This window comes from Rhodococcus jostii NBRC 16295, assembly GCF_001894825.1.
GTDB lineage: Bacteria > Actinomycetota > Actinomycetes > Mycobacteriales > Mycobacteriaceae > Rhodococcus_F > Rhodococcus_F jostii.
Genome location: NZ_BCWY01000004.1, coordinates 59,012 through 76,625, shown reverse-complemented (window position 1 = coordinate 76,625; position 17,614 = coordinate 59,012). Strand labels below are relative to the sequence as shown.

Annotated in this window: 13 protein-coding genes; 5 read left to right on the top strand and 8 right to left on the bottom strand. The window is 67.8% G+C overall.

Features of this window, described 5'->3' with window-relative positions; genetic code table 11:
• Window position 1: 1 nt before the first annotated feature.
• Entirely contained in the window at window positions 2-4,543 is a 4,542-nt protein-coding gene (locus tag RJ1_RS04380; protein ID WP_073358755.1) for a non-ribosomal peptide synthetase, read from the bottom strand.
• A gap of 150 nt (window positions 4,544-4,693) precedes the next feature.
• Here RJ1_RS04380 and RJ1_RS04375 point away from each other — a divergent pair, with 150 nt between their 5' ends.
• Complete coding sequence (locus RJ1_RS04375) at window positions 4,694-5,677, top strand: LLM class F420-dependent oxidoreductase (RefSeq protein ID WP_073358754.1); 984 nt, start codon at window positions 4,694-4,696, stop codon at window positions 5,675-5,677.
• A 108-nt stretch (window positions 5,678-5,785) separates the two neighbouring features.
• The gene (locus RJ1_RS04370; protein ID WP_073358753.1) at window positions 5,786-6,781 is read left to right on the top strand and encodes an LLM class flavin-dependent oxidoreductase; all 996 of its coding nucleotides are present in this window, start codon (window positions 5,786-5,788) and stop codon (window positions 6,779-6,781) included.
• Window positions 6,782-6,824: 43 nt separating this feature from the next.
• On the opposite strand, the gene RJ1_RS04365 is transcribed toward RJ1_RS04370, so the two are convergent.
• The 6 genes from RJ1_RS04365 to RJ1_RS04340 all read right to left on the bottom strand — a co-directional run bounded on the left by RJ1_RS04365 (window position 6,825) and on the right by RJ1_RS04340 (window position 15,191).
• Window positions 6,825-7,934, bottom strand: coding sequence for an NDMA-dependent alcohol dehydrogenase (locus RJ1_RS04365; RefSeq protein WP_037225952.1), 1,110 nt, complete (start codon window positions 7,932-7,934; stop codon window positions 6,825-6,827).
• Between the two features lie 25 nt (window positions 7,935-7,959).
• Window positions 7,960-9,468 (bottom strand): aldehyde dehydrogenase family protein, encoded by a 1,509-nt coding sequence (locus RJ1_RS04360; RefSeq protein ID WP_073358752.1) that lies wholly within the window; start codon window positions 9,466-9,468, stop codon window positions 7,960-7,962.
• Between the two features lie 116 nt (window positions 9,469-9,584).
• On the bottom strand, window positions 9,585-11,240 hold the full coding sequence (locus tag RJ1_RS04355; protein ID WP_073358751.1) for a sigma-54-dependent Fis family transcriptional regulator: 1,656 nt from the start codon (window positions 11,238-11,240) through the stop codon (window positions 9,585-9,587).
• Window positions 11,241-11,397: 157 nt separating this feature from the next.
• Window positions 11,398-12,540 (bottom strand): lipase family protein, encoded by a 1,143-nt coding sequence (locus RJ1_RS04350; RefSeq protein ID WP_073358750.1) that lies wholly within the window; start codon window positions 12,538-12,540, stop codon window positions 11,398-11,400.
• Between the two features lie 93 nt (window positions 12,541-12,633).
• Complete coding sequence (locus tag RJ1_RS04345) at window positions 12,634-13,950, bottom strand: MFS transporter (protein ID WP_073358749.1); 1,317 nt, start codon at window positions 13,948-13,950, stop codon at window positions 12,634-12,636.
• On the bottom strand, window positions 13,947-15,191 hold the full coding sequence (locus tag RJ1_RS04340) for a M20 metallopeptidase family protein (protein WP_073358748.1): 1,245 nt from the start codon (window positions 15,189-15,191) through the stop codon (window positions 13,947-13,949). Before RJ1_RS04340 ends, RJ1_RS04345 begins: the two co-directional genes overlap by 4 nt.
• 128 nt (window positions 15,192-15,319) lie before the next feature.
• On the opposite strand from RJ1_RS04340, the gene RJ1_RS04335 reads away from it, so the two are divergent.
• From RJ1_RS04335 to RJ1_RS04325, 3 genes are all read left to right on the top strand, one after another.
• Entirely contained in the window at window positions 15,320-16,339 is a 1,020-nt protein-coding gene (locus RJ1_RS04335) for an Lrp/AsnC family transcriptional regulator (RefSeq protein WP_073358747.1), read from the top strand.
• 42 nt (window positions 16,340-16,381) lie between these two features.
• Complete coding sequence (locus RJ1_RS04330; protein WP_073358746.1) at window positions 16,382-16,921, top strand: DinB family protein; 540 nt, start codon at window positions 16,382-16,384, stop codon at window positions 16,919-16,921.
• A 70-nt stretch (window positions 16,922-16,991) separates the two neighbouring features.
• Window positions 16,992-17,333, top strand: a complete 342-nt coding sequence (locus tag RJ1_RS04325; protein ID WP_073358745.1) for a TraR/DksA family transcriptional regulator — start codon at window positions 16,992-16,994, stop codon at window positions 17,331-17,333.
• On the opposite strand, the gene RJ1_RS04320 is transcribed toward RJ1_RS04325, so the two are convergent.
• Entirely contained in the window at window positions 17,330-17,614 is a 285-nt protein-coding gene (locus tag RJ1_RS04320; RefSeq protein ID WP_073358898.1) for an ANTAR domain-containing protein, read from the bottom strand. The genes RJ1_RS04325 and RJ1_RS04320 overlap by 4 nt on opposite strands.

The window sequence follows — 17,614 nt, the reverse complement described above, 5'->3', positions numbered from 1 at the left end:
GTCACCTACCGATCGGGTCGACGATGGTGTGCAGAGTGTCGACGAACCCCTGTGCAGTGGATGCATCGAAGAGGTCGGCGGAATACACCAGTTCCGCGTCGATTCCGGCAGGTGCTCCGTCGGCGTCGTGGCGTTCGGTGAAGTGGAAGTGCAGATCGCATTTGGCGATGTCGAGTGGACGCGGAGTGACCTCGAAATCGATCCCGGAGACGTCCAGGGACGCGGGAGCGAAGTTGTTCAGCGACAGCGCAACCTGGAACAACGGGTGCAGGGACGGTGACCTCGGCGGGTCGAGCACCTGGACGAGTCGCTCGAACTGCACATCGGCATTCGCCAGGGCACGAAGCTCCACGTCGCGCGATCGATCGACGATGTCACACAGCGTCATGCTCGGGTCGACGCGGGTTCGCAGAACCAGCGTGTTGACGAACATGCCCACCACGTCGTCGAGCACCGGGTCTCCCCGACCCGCGATCGGAGTCCCGATCGCGATGTCGGGGTCTCCGCTGAGGCGGGCGAGCAGTATCGCCACCGTCGATCTCAGCGCCGTGAAGAGGCTGGCGTGGTGCTCGTGCGCAGTGGTGAGCAGGCCGCGATGCGCATGCTCGTCGAAGGAGAACGGGAGTCGTCCTGCCCGATAGGTCCACCGGTGCGGCCGGGGACGATCGGTGGGGAGCGCGAGTTCTCCGCGAAGTCCGGACAGCTCCTTCGTCCAGTGGGCGAGTTGCTTCGACGCGGCACTGTCCGGGTCGCCCTCGTCCCCGAGCAACGCCCGACGCCACACCGTGTAGTCGGCGTAGTGGACGACCGGGGGCTCCCAGTCGGGCCCCGTGCCCATCGACCGAGCACGGTAGGAGTCGGCGAGATCTCGGGCCAAGGGAGCCAGCGACCAGCCGTCCGCCGCGATGTGGTGGATGACGCAGGCCAGAAGGTGGTCGCCGGCGCCGAGCCGGAAGAGCCGGGCACGGAGGGGAGGGTCCTGCCGCACATCGAAACCCGCGGACAGCAGGTTCGACGTCTGTGCCTCCACGTCCGCCGCACTGGTCACGACCGGCCTCAGGTCCGGCATCGCCTCGGCCACGTCGAGCACGTGCTGATACGGCCCCGACGGCGAATCGGGAAACACCGTTCGCAGCGCACGATGCCGGCCGAGTACGTCCGCCATCGCCGAGCGCAGCGCATCGGCGTCGAATCGGCCGCGCACTCGTACCGTGAAGGGGATGTTGTGGAGCGCGGGTTCCACGACGGTGCGGTCGATGAAGTACTGCGACGGGGACAGCGGCACGACGTCGGGCAGTGGGGCGGCACCCAATTTCGGTCCGCGCGGGGACTCGGCGCCCGCCGGGTGTTCGCCGACGTCGGCGATGACCTGCGCCAGCGCCGCGACCGTCGGGGCATCGAACAGCTCGCGCACGCCCAAGCTCGTGCCCAGCTCGGCGTTGAGCGTCCCGACCACCCGGATCGCCGACAGCGAGTCGCCGCTGAGGTCGAAGAAGGAATCGTCGGCACCGACCGAATCCACGCCGAGCACGCTGCCGAACACCTGCGCGACGCGGCGTTCGGCCGGGGTTGCGGGGTCACGATGAGGCACCGAATCCGATCCGAACTCCGGCAGCGGAAGAGCTTCCCGGTCGAGCTTTCCCGTCGGTGTCAACGGGATCGAGTTCACGAGCATGATCGATTTGGGCACCATGTAGTCGGGCAGGAACCGTGCGACCTCCGCTTTCAACGCTTCCCGGTCGATCGACGCGTCCCCCTCGGCCATGATGTAGGACACCAGGTTCGGATCGCCGGCCAAATTCCGATGCACCACCGTCGCGGCAAAGGCGACGCCCGGATGCGCGTTCAGCGCGGCATTGATCTCGCCCAGCTCGACCCGGAATCCACGGATCTTGATCTGGTCGTCCGCCCTGTCCACGAACTCGAGGGTCCCCGCCTCCGTCCACCGCACCACATCTCCGGTGCGGAACATCCGGGATCCGCTGCGGCCGAACGGGTTGGCGACGAACCGGGACGCGGTCAGGTTGTGGCGCCGATGGTAGCCCCGGGCGAGTGCAGGCGTGGCGAGGTAGAGCTCACCGACAGCGCCGGGAGGAAGCGGACGTAGCCGGTGATCGAGAACCACCGCGTCGACGCCGCGCATGAGCGACCCGATCGTCAGTCGCTCGTCCGGTGACACCGGATCCGTGAGAGTGACACTGCACGTCGTCTCCGTCGGACCGTACGCGTTACGCATGTTCCGGTCACCGGCCCAGCGCCGCGCCAACTCCTGCGGGCACACCTCCCCTCCGACGAGTACCAATTCCAGTTCGTTCGTCGCACCGGAATCGATGGCTGCCAGCGCGGACGGCGTCATCAGGAGGTGGGTGACGTGCTCGTCGCGCAGCAGTCGTGACAGTTCCTCACCGCCGAACACCCCGGGCGGAGTCACGACGAGCGTCGCGCCGCCGATGCACGCCGCGAGCACCTCGACCAGCGCGGTGTCAAAACTCGGCGAGGCGAAATGCAGGATCCGAGAGCGCGCGGACACCGCGTACTTGTCCCGAATCTCCTGGGCCAGGTTGCCGAGTCCGCGGTGGGTGACGACGACGCCCTTCGGCGCTCCCGTCGACCCGGACGTGTAGATCAGGTAGGCGGGATGGTCCACGAGCAGGGGACTCGTCCGCTCCGCATCACAAGGGGTGACGGAAGACAGTCCCCGGCACAGGGCTTCGAGACCGTCGGAATCGATGTCCACCCAGTGCACGGAGTCGGGCAGACGAGCATGCTCCGAGCGGACCGTCAGCCCGACCGTCGCGCCGCAATCGGCCAGGGTGTACGCGATGCGCGCGCTCGGGTGCGAAGGATCGATCGGAACATAGGCCGCGCCGGCCTTCGCGACCGCCCACAACGCCAGCACCGACTCGATCGACCGCGCGATGGAGACTGCGACGACGCTCTCGGGTCCGATGCCGCGGCCGATCAGGAGACGGGCCAGCCGGTTGGCGCGCCGGTCCAGTTCGCCGTAGGACAGCACCCGCCCGCGGTCCGATATCGCGATCGCCTCCGGGTCGTCTGCGACCGTCCCCGCGAGGAGGCGGTCGAGAGTGATCGGATCCGCATCCGGAAGTCCCTGCGCGGGCGCGAATTCCTCGCGTTCGCCGGTGTGGAAGAGGTCGAGGTCCGAGACCGGTCGGTCCGACTCGATCGATGCGGTGAACGCGTCGAGGAAGGCGAGGAATCGAGTGTGATGCCCGGTCAACCCGGCGTCGTCGTACAGAGCAGGATTGCCCTCGAAGTCGATCCGGGCGGCCCTTCCCTCGGCCCCGGGATAGATGTTGACAGCGAGATCCGCGACAGGTCCGGTGGTCAGGACCCGAACCGTCCCCTGCACGGCGGCGCCCAGCGAGATCTCCTTCCGGAACATCATGAGGTTGACCACCGGCCCGAAATGCAGAACTTCGACACCACCCGAGCCGATGTCCCGGCCGATGTCCTCGCGACGGTAACGTTGGTGTCGCAGCGCCGCCGTCAATGCCGCCTCGGCCGTTGCGACTGCGTCGCGAGCCGTGGCAGAGCCGATTCCCCTGAGCCGCAACGGTAGGACATTGGACACCGAACCGCCCGAATTCCTCAGACGCGCTGTCGTTCTCGCCGACACCGGCAGCGAGAGGACCACGTCGTCGACGCCGGTCATCCTGGCCAGGTAGGAGCCGAAGGCGGCGACCGCCACAGCCGCCGGATTGCGCGAGCTGCCGCTCGGACGCGTGTGCCCGGTCGCGGTCCGGGCGACCGATTCCGGTCGCGCCGAGCGCCCGCTCAGGCTGACGATGGAACTCAGGTCGCTGCCCTGCTCGCGCCAGTGGTCGCGGTCCCGGACGAACCGGGCGGAGGCCCGGTAGGCGGCGTCTTCGCGCACGAGGTGTTCGGGTCGCACGATCCGGCATTCCGGCGGTTCCCGCCCCTCGACTGCGGCGACGTACAGTTCGGCGGTGCGGCTCATCAGCATCATCGACGCGTACCCGTCCGACACGATGTGGTGTGCTCGGGAGTACCAGTAGTAGTGCTCGTCGCCCAGTTGCAGGATGTGCGAGGCGAGCAGAGGTCCGTCGTACATGTCGGTGCGTGCGCTCCGGTCGTGCCGCATCCAGCGGTGGGCCGCGTCGACGGGATCGTCCGCGCCGCGAAGATCGGTGGTGGGCACCCGATCGTCGGCGGTCGCGTCCGCGACCTGATGCGGCTGCCCGTCGATGTCCACCAGATGCAATGATCCCCAACCGTATTCGCGATTCGCTCGGCGGGTGGCGTCGTTCAGGGCCGCAAGTTCGACCGGTCCGCGCAGCTCGGCGTAGTGGGCGATGACGTACGGGATCTCCGGTGTGAGCTGCTGCGCGAACCAGATGGACCGCTGCGCCGCGGTCAGCGGAAACGCACCCTCGGTCGATCGAGTCGGGTGCCCGAGCGGGCGTTCCACGATGGTGACGTCGGGCCGGGCAGGCGTGGGCCTGTCCGGGCAGGCGCACGCCGTGCCGCCGGACTGCTGCGAATCGAAATCGAAGTTCATTTTGCCCCCCTCGGGCCGCGCTCGAAACATTTCCCCACCCAACCATCACCCTTCCGTGCTTCGGACCTCTGCACCAGCAACCCCAGGGTGCACAATCTCCCACCCGGAAATAAAGAGGTGCTCACGCTGCCATCCGAGTAGCGTCGAACTGTGACTATTCGCCTTGGATATCAGATGCCGAATTTCAGTTACTCCACTCCCGTCGCGGACCTGTTCCCGACTGTCGTCGCGCAGGCTCGTGAGGCCGAATCCGCGGGCTTCGACACCGCGTTCGTGATGGACCACTTCTATCAACTGCCGGGCATCGGTGCGCCCGACGAGCCGATGCTCGAGGCGTACACCGCCCTCGGCGCCCTCGCCACGGCCACCGAGAACATCCAGCTGTCCGCGCTGGTCACCGGCAACACCTACCGCAACCCGCCGATGCTCGCCAAGACGGTGACCACCCTGGACGTCGCCAGCGGCGGCCGGGCCGTCCTCGGAATCGGTGCCGGCTGGTTCGAACTCGAGCACAAGCAGTTCGGCTACGAGTTCGGCACGTTCACCGACCGATTCGAGCGCCTCGACGAGGCCCTGCAGATCATCGCGCCGATGCTGCACGGGGAACGCCCGACGTTCGACGGCAAGTGGTATCACGTCGAGAACGCGATCAACGAGCCGCGGATCCGCGACGACCTGCCGATCATGCTCGGTGGTGGCGGGGAGAAGAAGACGTTCGGTCTCGCCGCCCGGTTCGCCGACCACCTGAACATCATCTGCAATTCGAGCGAGTTGCCGCGCAAGCTCGAGGCTCTCGACGCCCGGTGTTCGGAGATCGGCCGCGACCGGTCCACGCTGGAAACCAGCTACCTGGCGTTCGTCATCATCGACGAGGACGGCGACCGGGCCCGGAAACTTCAACGCGACTTCCTGCTCACACAGGGCGTCGACCTGTCCACGGTCTCGGACGAGGACCGTGCCGCCGCCACGGACCGGCAGTTCTGCGGGGCTCCCGACGAGGTCGCGGAGCAGCTGAAGACCCGTGTCCTCGACGCGGGAATCGATGGGATCGTCCTCAATCTCGTCGCCAACGGGCACGAGCCCGGCATCGTCGAACTGACCGGCCGCACGTTGCGTCCGCTGGTCGACGCCTGATCGCTCCGGCTTCCCGGAATACGCGCACTACCTCTGCGGTTGCACCCAGAGGTAGTGCGCGAGGCTAACCTCTTGCGCCTGTTCTTGGTGACGAAAGGTGACGAAGCCGTGAGTGCTGTGCTGTCGATTCTGGATCTGGCCTACATCCGCGAGGGCGACACGGCCCGGGACAGCTTCGATGCGAGCGTGAAGCTGGCGCAACTCGCGGAGACCCGCGGCTACCGGCGCATCTGGTACGCGGAGCATCACAACATGCCGTCGATCGGGTCCTCGGCGACGAGCGTCCTCATCGCCCACGTCGCGGCCCACACCGAGAGCATCCGGCTCGGCGCAGGCGGCATCATGCTGCCCAACCACGCGCCGCTGACGATCGCCGAGCAGTTCGGCACCCTCGCCACCCTGCATCCCGGGCGTATCGACCTCGGTCTCGGGCGTGCCCCCGGAAGTGACCAGAAGACGATGTACGCCCTGCGCCGCGACCCGGCGTCGGCGGACCGGTTCCCGCAGGACGTGCTGGAACTCCAGGCCTACCTCCGAGGCGTGTCCCGGGTTCCCGGCGTCGACGCGGTCCCCGGTAAGGGCACGAACGTTCCCCTGTACATTCTCGGGTCGTCGCTGTTCGGCGCGCAGCTCGCCGCGAAGCTCGGCCTCCCCTACGCCAACGCGTCCCACTTCTCGCCCGAGTCACTCGTCGACGCCGTCACGCTGTACCGGGAGCGGTTCGAGCCGTCGGAGGACCTGTCCGAGCCGTACGTGATCGCCGGTGTCAACGCCATCGCCGCGGACACCACCGAGGACGCGCACCGGCAATTCGAAGCCTCCCTGCGGCGGCGGGTGGTGCAGATGGTCGGCCGCGGGCAGAAGTTCACCCCCGAGGAAGTCGACCTCATCATGTCGTCCCCGGCCGGTCAGCAGGTCGCGCAGATGGTGCGCTACTCCGCGGTCGGCACACCCACCGAGGTCAAGACCTACCTCGACGAGTTCGCCGAGCACGCCCAGGCCGACGAGCTGATCGTCGCCTCTCACGCCGAGGACACCGCGTCCTGGCTGAAGACATACGACCTGCTCGCCGACGTGTGGCGCTCCGCGCCCGTGCGCGGTTGAGGAGTCTCTGGACTCGTCAACCGCGCACGGGCGGCGAAGCCGCCTACTGGTGGACGATCACGCCACGAAGGTTCTTTCCGTCACGCAGATCCTGATAGCCCTCGTTGACCTGCTCGAGCGTGTACTTGGTGGTGATCAGCTCGTCGAGCTTGAGCTGACCGGCGTCGTACAGGCGCAGCAGACGGACGATGTCGTACTGCGGGTTGGCCGAACCGAACAGCGAACCCTTGATCGTCTTCTGGTTCAGGGTCAGGTCGGTTCCCGAGATGTGCACGGTGAGCTTGGCAGGGTCGGCGAGGCCGGTGATGACGACGGTGCCGCCCTTACCGATGACGGCGGTCGCGTTCTGCACCACTTCTTCGTCGACGGTACCCACGAGGATGAGGGCCTGATCGGCGCCCTGTCCCCAGGTCAGTTCGTTGACCTTCTCCGCCGCGGTCGCGGCGTCCGCGAACGCGTGGGTGGCGCCGAATTTGAGTGCGGCCTCCCGCTTCATCGCCACCGGGTCGACCACCACGACGTACTTGGCGCCGGCGCTGACCGCGCCCTGCACGGCGTTGATGCCGAGTCCGCCGATGCCGTAGATGACGACGGTGTCGCCGGCCCGGACTCCGCCCGCGTACACCGCGGTGCCCCAGCCGGACGGCACACCGCAGCCGACGAGGACGGCGGTTTCCAGCGGAAGCCAGTCGTCAACCTTCACCACCGAGTGCTGCGAGATGGTGGCCCGCTCCGCGAACGTGCCGAGCATGCACATGGCACCGAAATCCTGCTTGCCCGAGTGGAAGCGGAACGAACCGTCCGGCATCGAGCCTTCGAGGATGGTGGCGCCCATGTCACACAGGTTCTGGCGTCCGGTGGCGCAGTAGCGACACGTACCGCAGTTAGGGATGAAGCTGCAGACCACGTGGTCGCCGGGCTTCACCTTGGTGACACCGGGGCCGACTTCCTCGATGATGCCCGAACCCTCGTGCCCGCCGACGATGGGGAACCGCGGCGGCAGATCGCCGTCGGTGAGGTGCAGATCCGAGTGGCACAGACCTGCCGCGACGTACTTGATGAGCACTTCTCCGGGACCCGGACCGTCGAGCTCGAGTTCGATGATCTCGAACGGCTTGTGCGTCTCGAACAGAACCGCTGCTTTGGTCTTCATGTCTTCTCTCCTCGTTGAGTGACGGTCAGAGTGCGATGTTGACGGCTTTGGTCTGGGTGTAGAGATCGATGGCGGTGGCCCCGAGCTCACGTCCCCACCCGGACTGCTTGTATCCGCCGAACGGCATGGCGGTGTCGAACCCGTTGTACTGGTTGATCCACACCGAACCGGCCTTGAGTTGACGGGCCGTGAGGTGCGCCTTGGACAGGTCCTTGGTCCAGATTCCGGCGGCGAGGCCGTAGATGCTGCTGTTCGCGGCCTTCGCGACTCCCTCCTCGGCATTGAACGGGAGCGCTGCGACGACGGGGCCGAAGATCTCCTCCTCGACGATGCTGAACTCGGGCTTCACGTCCACGAACACCGTCGGCTCGACGTAGAAGCCGGTGTCGCCCCAGCGCTTTCCGCCGGTGAGGGCGCGGGCGCCGTCGGCGAGTCCGGCGGCCAGGTAGCCGGTGACCTTGTCGAACTGTTCCTGCGACACCAGCGGTCCGAGCTGGGTGGTGGGGTCGAGTCCGGGGCCGATCTTCACCTGGCTGGCGGCTTCGGCAACGGCGGCGGTGAAGTCGTCGAAGATGCTGTCCTCGACGAACATCCGGGTTCCGGCGACGCAGCACTGGCCGTGGTTGAACAGCCAGGCGTTGAGGGATCCGGTGACGGCGGCGTCGAAGTCCGCGTCCGCGAACACGACGTTGGCGCTCTTGCCGCCGAGTTCGAGAGAGACCTTCTTCAGGTTGCCGCGGGCGGCGTCGACGATCTTCTTGCCGACCTCGGTGGAACCGGTGAACGCGATCTTGTCGACGTCGTCGTGCGCCGACAGTGCAGCGCCGGCGTCGCCGTAGCCGGTGACGATGTTGACGACGCCCGGCGGGAACCCTGCCTCCTCGAACACCTCGCCGAGCAGGATCGCGGTGAGCGGCGTCTGCTCCGCGGGCTTGAGGATCACGGTGTTGCCTGCGGCGAGCGCGGGGGCGAGCTTGAACGCGGCCATGAGCAGCGGGAAGTTCCAGGGCACGATCAGTCCGCAGACTCCGACGGGTTCACGCAGCGTGTACGCGTGGAACTGGCCGCCGGGGACGAACGGCATGCTCACGTTGACCGTGCTGCCCTCGATCTTGGTGGCCCAGCCCGCGAAGTAGCGGAAGATGTCGGCCGACCACGCGACGTCGACAGCCGATGCGATACCCGCCGACTTGCCGTTGTCGAGCGCCTCGAGCTGACCGAATTCGTCGGCGCGCTCGGAGAGGATGTCGCCGACGCGCCAGATCAGGCGTTCGCGCTCGTTGGGCTTCATGGTGGACCACGGGCCCTCGTCGAATGCTTTGCGTGCGGCCCGGACTGCGCGGTCGACGTCCTCGGCGCCGCCGCGTGCGACGGTGGTCAGCACCTGCCCGTTGGCGGGGTCGATCGTCTCGAACGTCTCGCCGCTCGCCGATTCCACCCACTGCCCTCCAACGAGGAATCGCTTGGTGCCGGACAGAAAGTTCCGTACCGACGGCAAGAGTTCCGCTTGGCTGGGTTCGATCGTCGCTGTCATCAAAACCTCCGAAGTTGCGAATGTGACGTGGCTCATAGTGCACTGATTGCCATATCACTAACTGTCCTGACTTCGGACACCTCCGGACGGTCGCGCTTCGGTGGATGAAACTGCTGCTAGACGGTGATTTCGAGGGCTCGCATCCGGACGTACAGCGTGCTTCGGCTGATGCCCAGCGCGGCCGCGGCGTGCACCTTGTTGCCGCCACATTCCTGCAGTGCGTCGACGATTGCCTGGCGTTCGGCGCGTTCACGGCCGGCCAGCCGGGACACCCGCGGCGGGGTCCGGTACAGGTCGGGCAGATCCGCGGCGGCGATGTGCGCGCTGGTGCGTCTCCCCGCTGCCGCCTGCAGCACGACGGACAGTTCCGCGAGATTGCCCGGCCAGTCGCGTGCGATCAGAGCGTCGAGCGCGCTCGAGGTGAGCCGCAGTCCTGGTTCGACGGAATCGAGGACCGCCTGCGCGAGGTCCGCGAACTCGCGGGTGCGTTGCCGCAGCGGTGGCAGCACCACCTGCCCGGCGCACCGGCCGACCAGACCTGCGGCACCCGGCGACAGGTCGCCGAGGGGTGAACTCGTCATCACGATCCGCGGCCCCGAATCCGCCGCCAGCAGCTTCACGACCAGGGGCAACATCGATTCGGGCAACAGTTGCACCTCTTCGATCGCGAGGACCGCGGCGGGCCCCACCGCCAGCGCGCGAAGCTGGTCGATCCATGCCTCGGCGCCGTCGAGCGCGATCGCGACCGCGTCCATACATACGAGCGACCGGTCGCCCGCCAGATCCCGGACCGCGGTGGTCCTGCCGGTGCCCGGTTCGCCGCTGATCACCACCGGATCCCGGGTCTCGCGCAGCCGCGACAACTCCGATCTGCTGCGTTCCACAACGGAACTCGACGGCGACTTGCCGCGCCGGATCGGGGTGCTGATGCGACGGTCCGGGCGGACGACGAACACCGCCCCGCCGTCGGTGCCTGCCACGTAATCGGCCCGGACCAACGCCGGTTCGCCCGAGGACAATTCGATCCGCACCGTCTTCGACTGGTCCGGTCGCAGGTCGGCGGCGAGACCCCTGAGCGTCGCATGGTCGGACACCTGCAGGAGGTCGAGCGCGACCCGGTTGCTGAGCAGGATGTCCTCACCGATCGCGGTGACCGCCATCTGATTCTGCGGCGACACCCGCTGGAATGCGTCCACGAGCCGCTGCTGCGACACCCTGGACCCCTCGAGGAGGCGTCGTTCGATGTCGCCCGCCGCGCGGGCGAGGAACGGGGCGAACAGCGGATTGGCCCGGGATGCGACGCCCGTCATGTCGAGGATGCCCTCCACGCGGCGGGTCACCGGGTGGACGATCGGGTGGCCGTAGCAGCTGAGGTCCTTGAACCGTTCGAGGTAGTGCTCCTCGCCGTGGATCACGACACCGCGCCGGACCTCGAGGGGCGTCCCCAGCGCCGTGGTCCCGACGCAGTCCTCGCCGAACCTCGACCCCAGTACCGCACCGGCGTCGTCGATCATGCGCTCGAGTCTGCGGCCGTCGAAGAGCCGGGCGACGATGCGGCAGTCGCGGTCGGCGAGCAGCACGCAGAACCCGGTGCCCTGGAGTTGCTGTTCCATCTCGTCGAGGACGGGGCGGGCCGCCTGCAGGAGCCGGCTGGACTTGTCCACGTCGGGGCAGGGATCACCGTCCGGCGTCGAACTCGGTTCCAGCCCGCTGAGCGCCGAACGCTTCCACGACAACGCGATCTCCGGCCGCATCGCCGCGTGCCCGGTCATGCCGCCAAACTCCAACCTCGACTCCTCGCCGCGCTCGGTTCGGTCGTGCACCGGTGCACGACACACACCCGAACGTACCCACACAGTGTGACCCACGCCATAGTGCCCCTGGAGCGCGCCGAGCAACTGTCCGGATTCTGGACAGTGCCGAGTTCACTCAGTCGAAAAGCCCCCGCACGAACGGAATGGTGTCGGCCTGCGAATCGATCAGCGTGCCGCTGTGGTCGGTGGGGTACGTCGTGAACGTGACCGGCTCCCCGTTGGCGGTGAGCGCGGCCACCAGCGAGAACGCCGAGGGCGCGGGAACGTCGATGTCGGTGAGGCCCTGCCCGATGAACAGGGGACGGTCGTAACCGCTCGTCGGTACGCCCATGTAGTCCACCAGCAGTCCGTGGAAATTCGGGATCTGATTCAGTGGCCTGCTGAACAGGTCACCGACCACCACGCCTTCCGCGGCATCGTGAAGTTCGTTGACGCACAGCTGTTCCGCCGCGTTCACATACTGGGCGCCCAGCGGTGTGAGGTACGAGTCGAGGTCGATCTCGGGGTGCGCCGACCGCAGTCCCGCGAGGATGTAGAACAGATACGACGTGAGTCCGGCGGGAATCGACGTGGGCGGCACGCCCGGGCCGAGCGGCAGCAGGGTCAACTCGATGTTGGCGGGGACCCCCGTTCCCACGGCCCCGCGGTAGTCGAGCGAGTCGCCGCCGTACTCGGTGGCGTAGCGGGCGGTGGTGATCGCGGCGCCGCCGCCCTGCGACTGCCCGACCACGACCCACTTGTTCGACAGCGACTCGTCGACGCTGCGGGCGGCCTTCACGGAATCGACGACGCTGTGCGCCTCGACCTTTCCGTCGAGGTACGGCATCACGCCGGGTGTGCCGAGGCCGACGTAATCGGTGGAGACGACGGCGTAGCCCTGCTCGAGCCAGCGCCCGAGGTACGGGTAGTCGCGCTCGGGGAGGGCGGGCCCGACGAGCGAGGGTGCGCAGTCGTCCGCGAGACCTGACGTGCCGTGCGCCCACGCGACCACCGGCCATCCCCCGTCGGGCGCCTCCCCCGGCGGCACGTACACGGCGCCGCTGCTGAGCGCCGGATTTCCGTCGGATCCGATCGACCAGTAGGTGATTCGCTGCGCGTCGGCGGTGCCGGGAATCCAGAGGTCCGTGGGCAGCGACTCGACCTCGACGACGCTGCCCGGCGAGCGGTCGGCGTCGTCGGCGAAGGCGGCCTGGGCGGCGAGGCAGGTGCCGCCCACCGTCAGGGAGGCGATCGCGATACTTACCGCGGCTCGCCTCATTCGTACCGAGTGTGTCTTCACCGCTTCAACATAGAGCCTCCCCCGCACGTGAGTGGCAAAGTGCACCGGAGCACACATTGCCACTCACGTGGGCTACGTCTGGGACGCGAGATCCCGGCCCCGGGTCTCCGGGATCGTGACGAGTGCGGCGATCGAGACGGCGATCAGCGCGAGGGCGTACCACTCGAACAGCTCCGGCGTACCGCGGTCGGCGAAGAACGTCTGGACGTACGCCGCCGTCCCGCCGAACGCGGCCACGCCGATCGAGTACGGCACTCCGACACCGGCGGCACGCAACCCGGTGGGGAACAGTTCGGCCATCATCGCGGGCATGACCGACAGGATCGCGCCCATCACGAACAGGGCGATTGCCATCGCGGCAAACAGGGTGACCGCGCTGTGCCCGATCAGGGCGTTCAGCGGAAACAGCAGGGCCGCGATACCGATGTTCCCGATGTACAGCACCGGCTTGCGGCCGATCCGGTCCGACAGGGCGCCCCAGAAGGGCAGCGACGCAATCAGTACCAGGTTCGCGCCGACTCCCGCCCACAGCGCACCGGACGGGTCGATGCCCCGGACGGCGATCGCGTACGCCGGCGCCGACACGGCCCACACGTAGTAGACGACGGTACCACCGACCGTGAAGAACAGGATCTGGAACACCTGCCGCCGGTGTGCCAGGAACAGCTGCCACATCGACTGTTTCGCCGTCCCGTCACCCGACTCCTCGTAGACCTCGGTCTCACTCATCCGCGACCGCATCCACAGCACGAACAGCCCGAGCACACCACCCAGCAGGAACGGCACCCGCCAGCCCCAGTCGGCCATCTGCTCCGCACTCAGCGTCGTCGTGAGCAGTGCCCCGAGAAGCGTTCCGACGACGACACCGGTGGTGTTGGAGATGTAGATGAGGCTCGACCACAGTCCGCGCCGCGCGCTCGGCGCGAATTCGACGATGTAGGTCTGCGCGGACGGCAACTCACCGCCGTGCGCGACACCCTGCGCGAGACGCGCCACGACGAGGACCAGCGCCGCGGCGACGCCGATCGTCTGATGGGTCGGCGTCAGACCGATGACGAGACTGCCAACGGCCGCCAGCCCGACGGCGAGCGTCATCGACAGTTTGCGTCCCCGCCGGTCCGACAGCCAGCCGAACAGCAGACCGCCGAACGGCCTGGCGACGAATCCGACGGCGAAGACTCCGAACGACGCGAGCAGGTCGGAGACGGCGGAGCCGGTGTGGAAGAACTGCGGGGCGAAGAACGCGGCGAACGTCGCGTAGACGGTCCAGTCGAAGTACTCGATCCCGTTGCCCGTGCCCACGCCGACGATCGCGCGGGCCTTCTCCCAGCGCTCGGATCTCGGCCGGATGGCGGTCACGGACCCGGTCTCGGTGGCTGTCTCGGTCATCGTGCGTCACTTCCCGCCGCGACAGCGGCTGTGTCGAGACCGGCCTTGTCCAGCCTGCGAACAGCCAGTCCGGCGTAGATGGTGGCGGCGTCGGCGAGCACCGCGTCGTCGAATTGCGCTCGGGGCGAATGGTTCATGGGGGCCGCTGCGGGGTCGGTGCCCGGCATGCACGCACCCAGTCCGATGAAGGCGCCGGGCACTTCCTGCAGCACGTAGGAGAAGTCCTCGGACCCTGCCATCGGATGCGTGACGGTCTCGTACCGGTCCTCGCCCATGAGGTCGCTGACCACCTCGGCACCGAACGCGACCTCGTTGCCGTCGTTGACGGTCATCGGGAACTCGGGATCCACCGCGACATCGACGTCGACACGTTGCGCGGACGCCACCCCCTCGAGCACCCGTCGCAGCGCCGTCGGCACCTTCTCGTACGTGGCGGGCGAGTAGCACCGGACGGTCGCCTCGAACCGGGCGTCGTCGGGGATGATGTTGTGCCGCGAGCCGGCCTGCACGTTCGCGACCGTGACGACGACCGGGTCGAAGACGTCGAATGTCCGGGTCACCATGGTCTGTAGCGACGTGATCATCTCCGCCATCGCGGTGATCGGATCGCGCGCGGTCGACGGCGACGAACCGTGTCCGCCCGCCCCGCGCACCGTGACCGTCAGTTTGTACGACGCCGCGAGCAGTGTGCCCGCCTTGGAGAAGAACCGCCCCTGCGGCTTCTGGCAGGAGAAGACGTGCATGCCGTAGGCGGTGTCGGCGCGGCGGCCCGAGGCGTCGAGAACGCCCTCGTCGACCATCACCTTGGCACCGTCCCACCCTTCCTCCCCGGGCTGGAACATCAGGACGACGTCACCCGCGAGGTGGTCGCGATGACGGCTGAGCAGTTGCGCGGCGCCGACCAGTGCGGCGGTGTGCAGGTCGTGCCCGCATCCGTGCATGGCGCCGTTCTGCGCTGCGAAGTCGAGTCCGGTCTGTTCGGTGACCGGGAGTCCGTCCATGTCGGCGCGCAGCAGCACCGTGTGCGCGGCGCCGGCCGAACGCCGACCGCCCCGGAGCACCGCGGTCACGGACGTCGTGCGTGTTCCGGTCGAGATCTCGAGCGGCAGCCCGTCCAACGCCGCGAGGACCGTTTCCTGCGTCCGCGGCAGGTTCAGCCCGACCTCCGGTTGGCGGTGCAGTACGCGACGCAGCTGCACGAGGTCGCCTTGTAGCGCGCGGGCGTCGTCCAAGAGATCCATTGCTCTCCCTTATGTCGGTGGTCACGTTTTCGACCGAATGCGTCGGTGGTCATATGCTGTGATCCGCGACGTGACGGACCGCCGAGAACGTCGAAAACGATCATTTGCACCGACTCAGGAAGCGTTCTATGAGTGAAATGCTGACAGAATCCGAGCTTTCGCTCATTCATGCATTGCAGATCCGCCCGCGGGCAACGTGGGCCGAGCTGGCCCCGATCCTGCGGACGACGTCCGCGACCCTCGCGAGGCGATGGGAATCGGTCACCGAACGAGGACTGGCCTGGATCACCGCGTACCCCGCGCCGATGACGGGTGCGGGCGCGTTCACGGCCATGATCGAGGTGACGTGCGAGCTCACCGGCACCAAACCGCTGGTCGAGGCCCTCACCCGGGACCCACGCGTGGCGTCGATCGAGCATGCGGCGCGCGGCCGGGACCTCATCCTGACCGTGCAGACGGGATCACTGCACGAATTGTCGGACCTCGTCCTCGAGGAGTTGCCCGGCCACCCGAGTGTCCGTTCGACCCGGACCCACACCTGCACCGCACTCCATGCGGAGGGCAGCCGCTGGCGCCTCGATTCCCTGGACACCGCCCAGTCGGCGGCGATCGCCGCGCTCGAAACCACGCCTCCGCAGTCCGGGTCGGCGCGGCCGGAGAGTCTGACGGACGAGGTGGCGCGTGCCCTCGTCCGTGAGCTCACCCGGAACGGCCGGGCGTCCGCGCGGGAGATCGCCTCGGTCATCGACCGGCCGGCATCGTCGGTTCGCCGGCAACTCGCGGGACTGCTGCGCTCCCGCTCGGTGGTGCTGCGGTGCGACGTCGCCCAGGACGCGACACGGTGGCCGATCACCGTGACGTGGTGGTGCCGCCTGCCCGTCCGCGCGCACCGGGAGGTCGTGGAGATCGTCAACACCCGCCCCGAATTGAGGTTGTGCATGTCGCTGACCGGACCCGCGAACTTTCTCGTCAGCATGTGGGTGTCGTCGCTGCCCGACCTGTTGCGCGTGCAGGAATGGCTGGAGAGCCGTGCCCCCAGCCTGGAGATCGTCGATTCGTCGGTGACACTCCGCTCCCGAAAGCGGATGGGGTGGGAACTCGACACCCACGGCCGCGCGACCGGTTTCGTCACTGCTCACGGCGGCTGACCGCTACGGTCGAACTCGCCATCATCGGACCGGCTGGAGCAGGTGATCACCGTGACCTCTACCGCGAAAACGTCGACTACCGGCGAGCGTGCCGACTTGCTGGAGTCGCTGGCGAAACACCGCTACCTCCTCCGCTACACCGTTCGCGACCTCACCGACGAACAGGCCGCGCAGCGCACGACGGCGAGCGTGCTGTGCCTCGGCGGACTCGTCAAGCACGTGTCGGACGTCGAACGGGTGTGGGCGGATTTCATCGTGCGCGGCGCAGACGCGGTGCGGGGCGGTCCCGCGGACGGCACCGGAACCGACAACCGCGAGAAGGAGTTCACCCTCCGCGGCGACGAGACGCTGGCCGACGTCCTCGACCGGTACGCGAAGGTCGCACACCGGACCGACGAGATCGTGGCGTCGCTGCCCGACCTCGACGTTTCGCATCCGCTGCCGCAGGCGCCGTGGTTCGAACCGGGTTCGCGCTGGTCGGCGCGCCGGGTGTTGCTCCACATCATCGGGGAGACCGCCCAGCACGCCGGTCACGCCGACATCATCCGGGAGGCACTCGACGGCGCGAAGACGATGGGCTGAGTCAGGCCCGGCGGCGGGCTTCGACCGATTACCGGGGAAGCACCGGGATGCCACCGGTGTTGATCCACACATGACCGTCCCGGATCACCACACCCGTATCGCCGAGGAGCGAGCCGACGCCGAGCGCCGCATAGCGTCGCTGACCGGGCGTTTCACCGCGATCGTGGAGGGATCCGAATTCACCACCGACGACGACGAACACGACCCCGAAGGCTCGACCATCGCCTTCGAGCGGGCCCAGGTGTCGGCGCTGCTCGCCGATGCGAAACGCGAGGTCGAGGACCTGACGGCAGCGCAACAGCGACTTGACGGCGGCACGTACGGCCTGTGCATCCGGTGCGGCCGGCCGATCTCCGAGGTCCGGCTCGACGCGCTCCCCGCCGCGCAGACGTGTATCGACTGCGCCGGTTAGCCGGTGTTACCGGGCAGGAGGGCTCCCCACTCCCGCGTGGCCACCTCGCGTGCCCGTCGATGGTCGTCCGCTTCGGGTCGGACACCGTCTGCGAGGTCGGCGAGTGCTTCCGCCAGATCCCCGACATCGACCTGGTGTCGCATGGAGGAATCGAGTAGTTCGTCGAAGGCCTGGTCCGCGCTGTACGAGCTTCCGCGCGCGGTGGTCAGGAAATGAATTGCAGAGTCCAATGCGGACAGATGCCGTGTTGCGCGGGTGTCGCGGTGAGCTTCGATCGTCAA